At 45.2% G+C, this 7,221-nt stretch carries 5 protein-coding genes; 1 reads left to right on the forward strand and 4 read right to left on the reverse strand.

The genetic code is table 11. The features are described from left to right. The 4 genes from MK127_08040 to MK127_08055 all read right to left on the reverse strand — a co-directional run. Positions 1 to 453 (reverse strand): polyprenyl synthetase family protein (locus MK127_08040; protein MCH2532740.1); only part of this gene is annotated, 453 nt, incomplete at its 3' end. A 44-nt stretch (positions 454 to 497) separates the two neighbouring features. After that, positions 498 to 3,647, reverse strand: coding sequence for an error-prone DNA polymerase (locus MK127_08045; protein ID MCH2532741.1), 3,150 nt, complete (start codon positions 3,645 to 3,647; stop codon positions 498 to 500). A gap of 33 nt (positions 3,648 to 3,680) precedes the next feature. Continuing rightward, a complete protein-coding gene (locus tag MK127_08050; protein ID MCH2532742.1) occupies positions 3,681 to 5,225 on the reverse strand; it encodes a DNA polymerase Y family protein in 1,545 nt (514 codons plus the stop codon). Further along, entirely contained in the window at positions 5,152 to 5,886 is a 735-nt protein-coding gene (locus tag MK127_08055) for a hypothetical protein (GenBank protein ID MCH2532743.1), read from the reverse strand. Before MK127_08055 ends, MK127_08050 begins: the two co-directional genes overlap by 74 nt. 158 nt (positions 5,887 to 6,044) lie before the next feature. Between MK127_08055 and MK127_08060 the strand changes: the two genes are divergently transcribed. Further along, positions 6,045 to 7,103 carry an amidase gene (locus tag MK127_08060; GenBank protein ID MCH2532744.1) on the forward strand — a complete coding sequence of 353 codons (1,059 nt, stop codon included), beginning with the start codon at positions 6,045 to 6,047 and terminating at the stop codon, positions 7,101 to 7,103. Positions 7,104 to 7,221: the final 118 nt, after the last annotated feature.

Genomic DNA, 7,221 nt, shown 5'->3' on the forward strand with positions numbered 1-7,221 from the left:
ATTGGAAAGTATCTCGAGTACTTGCAGGGATCCACACTCGACCATAATCTGGAAGGATCTGCTAAATAGAAAGTCGCCAACAAGGACACTTGCTTGGTTACCCCAGACTGCATTTGCAGATTCGATTCCTCGTCTTAATGAACTGTCGTCAACCACGTCATCATGTAAGAGGGTTGCTGTATGGATAAACTCTACACATGCGGCTAGCGGGATATGGTTGTCGCCACGGTAGCCGCACATTTGAGCGCATAGTAATGTTAAGACTGGGCGGAGCCTCTTGCCACCGGAGGAAATAAGATGCCCGGCCAACTGGGGTATCAAAGCAACAGGGCTTTGCATTCGGTCTAAGATTACTCGGTTCACGCTTAGCAAATCATCCCTCACGAGTTCTTGCAACTTATCAAGTGCATTGTGAGTAGAATGGAGCTGGTCGTGATGTTGGTCGGCGGCTATTGCCACAGCTTGTTCCTTCTTCGACTTGTATTGGCAAATAAGTATCAGGGTAGCATCTTGTGGTTAACTGATCTAGACGAAGGATTATTGAGCCTTGCCAGGTTGTCTGTCAGGTCAGTTAAGTGGTTGGCTATTACGTGGACCACTTTTTCTTCGCGTTGCACTTTGCCAGATACGCCAATCAACCTAGCGTTCATAATAATCCGGCGATATTGCTTAAAAACAGAAGGCCAAAGGATTATATTGGCAATTCCCGTATCGTCTTCCAGTGTAACAAATAATACCCCTTTAGCTGTACCAGGTCTTTGTCGAACCAAAACGAGTCCAGCTATTTTTACCAGATGATTAGATGATACATGTATTAAATTCTTAGCTTCTGTTAAGGGTGTCATAGGAATTTTGTCACGAAGGAGAAACATTGGGTGATGTTTGAGCGATAACCTGAGGGTTCGATAGTCTTCCACCACTTCTTCGCCTGCTTGCATTTCCGGTAGTGGTATTAAATCTTCTTCTTTGCGGAACCCAACGTTGTTCGTGGTATTAGAAAATAGTGGGAGGTGAGAGTTATTAATCGCGATGATGGTCCAAAGGGCAGTACGGCGGTTTAGTCCAAGTGAGCTAAATGTATTAGCTTTTGCTAATATCTTCAGACACTCTATGTTTAGTTTTGTTCTTTTTTGCAGATCATAGACACTTTTATATCCGATCCCCCTTACACTTATAATTTGGTCGGCATCGGTTTTCCTAAGATGTTTGATCTGGCGTAATCCTAGACGAAGTGCCGATGAATTTTTATTAATAGCAGCCTCTTTATTTGTGATTCTTTCTAAGGTGGATTCCCATTGGCTAAAATTAATGTCTGGTGCTCTGACCTCAACCCCATGGTTTTGGAGATCCTTTACAATTTGGGCGGGAGCGTAAAACCCCATAGGTTGACTGTTTAACAAGGAGGCTCCAAACACGGCGGGGTAGTGGAATTTTAACCATGCAGAGATGTAGACTAGTATGGCGAAGCTTGCTGCGTGAGATTCTGGGAATCCATATTCTCCAAAACCTTCTATCTGTTCAAAACAGCGTTTGGCAAAGTCGGCCTCATAGCCGTTACCCTGCATTCCACTAAGCATTTTTTCTCGGAACTTGTGAATTAAGCCCGTTTTACGAAAGGTGGCCATGGCACGTCTTAAGGAATCTGCTTCCGTAGCTGTAAACCCAGCTCCAACCACAGCAATCCGCATTGCCTGTTCTTGAAATAATGGTACTCCGAGTGTTTTTCCAAGCACTTGATACAGCTCCTGAGATGGGTATGTAATAGTTTCCTTTCCATTTCTTCTGCGTAGATATGGATGCACCATATCCCCCTGAATTGGTCCTGGACGGACGATGGCAACCTGAATAACTAAATCATAAAATTCTTTTGGTTTGAGTCTGGGTAACATTGACATTTGTGCACGGCTTTCAACTTGAAAGACACCAATGGTGTCTGCCCTGCAAAGCATTTCATAAACTTGGTGATCGTGCTGGGGAATTTTAGATAGACTAAGTTTTTCACCATAATGATTTTTAATTAAATCGAAGCTTTGGTGTATGCATGTTAAAATACCAAGCCCTAGTATATCGACCTTAAGAATATTTAAAGCATCAAGATCGTCTTTGTCCCACTCTATTACTGTTCGGTTTTTCATAGCAGCATTGCCAATAGGAACTATTTCAGAGAGTTTATCCTGTGTAATTACAAGGCCTCCGACATGCTGGGATAAGTGCCTGGGAAAACCTATTAGCTCTTCAGCTAATTTGAGAGCCAGCTGAAGTTTTTTGTCTAAAGGATTGAGGTTTGTTTCTAGCACATCATCAGTATTTACTGGGCGTTTGCTGCTACCCCATATAGTTTTGGAGAGGGTGTTGATGATATCTGATGAAATACCTAAGGCCTTCCCAATGTCTCGAATTGCACTGCGTGCTCGATAGCACACGAAGGTAGCGGTCATGCCAACCCTATCTCTGCCATACTTAGCGTAGATATGTTGTATGATCTCTTCACGGCGATCGTGTTCAAAATCTATGTCGATATCGGGTGGTTCGTTGCGTGCTGAGCTAATAAACCTTTCAAACAAGAGTTCAATCTGGCTGGGGTCAACAGCTGTAATTCCTAAAAAATAACATACAGATGAATTAGCTGCGGAGCCACGACCTTGGCAGAGAATGTTCTGGGATTTAGCAAATCTAACAATTTCGTAAACAGTGAGAAAATAAGGGGCGTAGTTTAGTTGTTTGATAAGTTGGAGTTCATGATTGAGTTGGGCGCATATTTTGGTTGGCACGCCATCGGGATATTGTTTTTGAGCTCCTTCATTAGAGAGCTGCACGAGGCGTTCGAAAGCAGGAAGACCATTCTTTGATGATTCTTTTGGGTAACAATGTTCTAGTTCATCTAGCGAAAAGCAACACCTGTTTGCTATTTCAGTAGTATGTACGATTGCTTCTGGATAAGCACTAAAGAGACGTATCATTTCATTTGGAGGTTTAAGGTATCGCTCTGCATTGGCTTTAAGCTTAAAGCCCGCTTGTTCGATAGTACATTTTTCACGAATGCAGGTTAGTATATCTTGGGTCACACGTCGTTCTGGGATGTGATAGTAGACATCATTGCTCGCGACCAAAGGAACATTGCTCAAAGATGAAAGCTCTGCAAGTTGGGCAATTTTATTTTCATCATTGCCATCATATTGGTAATTGGCGGCAAGGTAGCAATGTTCAGGTGAATTTTTAGACAATATCTTTAGGTACTCTAAAAATTCATAACTGATCACTCTTGGTGGCAGAATTACCAAAATTTGGTCAGTGCTGTTTTCAATAAGATCTGAATAGTAGATTTTGCATTGGTCTTTGAGAGCGCGACGTTTCCCTGTTGTTAGTAGTGCCGTAAGGCGTCCGTATGCATTGCGAGTGGTGGGTAGGCATAGGAGGCTGGGAAAATTAACAAGGTCAAGTCGTGCTCCAACTAAAAGTTTGATGCCGTGCTCACGCGCTACAACATGAGCCCTAACGACGCCAGCGAGAGAATTATGGTCTGTGACGGCAATTGCATGATAGTTAAGAGACCTTGCAGTTTTTATTAACTCATGTGGATGGGAGGCTCCATAGGTGAAGGTAAAGTTAGTGGTAACCTGAATTTCGGCATAAGGGATCATTTTCATATGAATCTTTAGCTACTGGTGGTGTTGGAGTTTTTATGCAAAAAGGCCGTGTAGCCACCATTTGGGCTGTTTAGTATTTTCGTATAGTCCTTCACGGTAGAGCCAGAATCGTGCGCCAGCTTTATTTTCCACTTGGTAATAATCCCGTGTCCAAGTGTCACTTTTCCACCATTCACCTGAAATTCTTTCAGGGCCGGTAGAACGAATTACATGATGTATTTGATTTCCCCACCTAAATAAAATTGGAGGCTTGTCCGGGGTCATTGCAACTGCTTCTAAGGGTATAGGTGGATTAAACAGGTGGAGGGGCCTTGGTTTTCGGATATCCCAAAATATATTTGGATCTTTAATTTGAGATGTAGAAAATTTTACGGCTTTCTCTGGGGTGTGGCTTTGATGAGGAATAAAACTAAGTATGGCATGCTTAGTAAGTCGGTTAGTTAACTTATCTAATAAATCACAAAGCGCATCTTCATTTTGGTTTTGTTCTTGTGAGTGGAGAGAGTTCTTGAAATTGAGGGTGCTTTGTTCGGAGTATAATCCCTCCGTTAGGTTTGCTTCTAAGCTTATCGATTCAATTCCTTCATCATTGTCGGGATTAAGGCTAATGCATTGCAGCTTCTCATAAAAAAGATTTGCTAGTGGGTCTGGCGTAGAAATTTTCCGACTAGTTTCAATTCTTACTTGGCGTGAACCTGAATTAGTAGGGAAGATATTCAAGGTGGCACGCCTGATCGCCTGATTTCTTTTTTTTAGTAATTCACACAATTCAGTTAATAATTCATGAGTTATCTGCGTAAGAATTTGCGTGGATATGATAGGGGTTTGGAATCTTTTTTGAACGGATAGTAATGGAACTGATCGACGTGGTGAGATGGGTTCTGGCTCTGCAGAAAGTGCTTGATCAAGTCGAGATAGAAGTTTGTGCCCAAAACGTTTGGTAAGACTTGAGCGCGGTATTTTGAACAATTCACCAATGCATCTTAAACCTAAAAAATGTAGAGTTTTTAGCGTTCTTTCATCCACTCGGAGAGCTGCTAAAGGTAAGCGTGCAAGGTATTTTTTACTTTCTCCCGGAGGGATTCTACTTTGGTTTGTGAAATGGCTTATTGCCCAAGCTGCGCCAGCAGTATCGGCAATTGTTATGCGGGCAGTACAGTCAGGGTGAATTGATTCGTATAATTCCTTATACAGGTAGTTGAGTAAACTTAGTTCACCACCAAATAGATCAGAGCAACCGCTAACATCGAGATATAAATCGTTGATGCCATGAATGGCTACCCAAGGTGTAAACCGTGTAAGTAAATTTGCAAGTTTGGAAAGAGCCTTAGTTGCAGTGGTGGCATTATCTCTAGCTATATTCAGTTCAGGGACCAAGAGGCGAGCGTCAGTTAATGGCATATTAATTTCAATCCCCAGTTTTTGGGCATGCCTGCATGCTGCTGTTATATGTTTTGTGCCCCTTATTTCATTTGTCAGGGCTAATGGCTTGCGGCGCGTACACTTATTTGTGAGCCGCCTTTGGTATTCTAAATCGGTTTGCCAATAGGGTAGCCATACTGAGACAATTCTTTTCATGAGACCATTTAACTATCCATTGATGGTTGCCGGCTGTGCCTAGGCAACGAAGTAACTCTACTTTCCAAAGAGGTTCCTCTAGGAAGCCAGCGCCAGCAATTCCATCATATTCGTTAGTATTTATAGGTGATATGCGCCATCTGGTGGTCGAAGCTATTGCAGGGGAGTTTTTGTTATTAAAAAACAGCAGGCATGGCGTTTGTCCTGCTCTTGCAGCTAATTGTAGACGTTTGCTAACAACTGAATTGACGGCTTGTACCTCTCCGCATACGGCACCAAGGCAGTTGGCACGTAGGGCTTCTTCCAGAACCCACAAGGTATGATTTTGCTTCTTTGTGCGTATTGTGATTATACGGTTTGGTTCAAGGCCAAACATGTATAGGCCTGGAGCGTAAAGATTAGTTTGTTGGAAGCACCACATGACTGGCGCGTGATCCCTAGTGAATTTTGTTAGTAGGAAGACCAAAAAGCCAAGTGCCGAACCTCGCTCACCGATAATTTCATGAATGCCCGCTCGTGGTAGGCCAGACCAAGGCAAGGTGTTGTCAATTTCGTCCACTCCTAGCCTCACTGAGGTGCTTTCATGCATTGTGCCTAACTCTAAACTCCGAAGTTTTTTGCGGAGTTCGGACAACACACTGGATTTGGCATTTTCTGTCATGCCTTGCTAGGCTCCCAATCCTTTGGAAATCATTTGTTCTTGTTTTGTTCTATTCTAATATCTCCTTTTGATCAAGTTGCTATTGAGTAATTAAGTCGGAAACGATACCAAAATGTCATTGCCTACAAGGAAGGTCACGTGGATTAGGAGAGGGTGTAATGTCGGGTTTTGAGGAATACGGGAAACACGATGCTGTCAGTCTTGCAGCCCTGGTTAATTCGGGCGAGATAAGTGAGACTGAATTGCTGGATGAATCGCTGTCACGCATGCGCGCAATTCAGCCAAAATTGAATGCAATCACTTGTGACATGGAGCCCTTCGCTCGGGCTGAGATCGCAGCTGGTGTGCCGGATGGGCCGTTTCGGGGTGTGCCTTTCATGCTGAAAGATCTATTCACTCTTTATAAAGATGCGCCCACCCACAATGGATCAAAATTTTATTCCAACTTCGTTGCCGATCACGATACCGAGATAGTGGCTCGCTACAAGCAAGCGGGCCTCCTGATCATCGCCAAGACAAACACACCCGAATTCGGATTGAGCGCATCGACGGAGCCGGTAAGCCATGGCGCTGCCCCCAATCCTTGGGACTTGACCCGCAGCGCTGGCGGCTCTAGCGGCGGCTCAGCCTCCGCTGTGGCGGCAGGCGTTCTTCCCATGGCGCACGCGTCCGATGGCGGTGGTTCGATCCGCATCCCTGCAGCTTGTTGCGGCTTAGTAGGACTCAAGACCACACGCGGGCGTAACCCCATTGGGCCAGACGTGCTCGACAGTCTTGTTGGTGTGGGACATGTGGTCTCCCGAACCGTTCGTGATACTGCCCATGCCCTCGATGCAACAGCTGGCCCTGAGTTCGGTACCCCTAACCCTCCACTCGCCGAGACCGGGCCATTTACCGCCGAGGTCGGCCGCGATCCGGGGACTCTCAGGATTGCGATCTCCAAACGCGTCGTCGCAGGTGACACGCTAGACCCGGCCTGTGCTGACGGAGTCGATACGGTAGCTCGCCAGCTCGAGGCCCTTGGGCACGTCGTAGAAGAGGCAGATCCAGACATAGATCTCGGATTCATCGCTGAGTTCTGGCGTATGGACGTTGCTGTTAAGGCATATGCCATGCTCACGGGCCGCGAAGCTCAGCTAAGTCGCAAGCTCGCAGCCGATGCCGTCGAACCAATTACTTTTGCAGCGTACGAACAGGCGCCCGGACGAGCGCTGTAGACTTGTTCAAGGGCATTCAGGAGGTGCATCTCATGGGCCGACGACTGGCAGAATTCCACAAGACCTACGACTTATTACTGACTCCCACTCTTGCCCGTCGGCCCGTCGAGCTTGGGTA

It is taken from the genome of Dehalococcoidia bacterium (genome assembly GCA_022449765.1).
GTDB lineage: Bacteria > Chloroflexota > Dehalococcoidia > Lucifugimonadales > Australimonadaceae > UBA2963.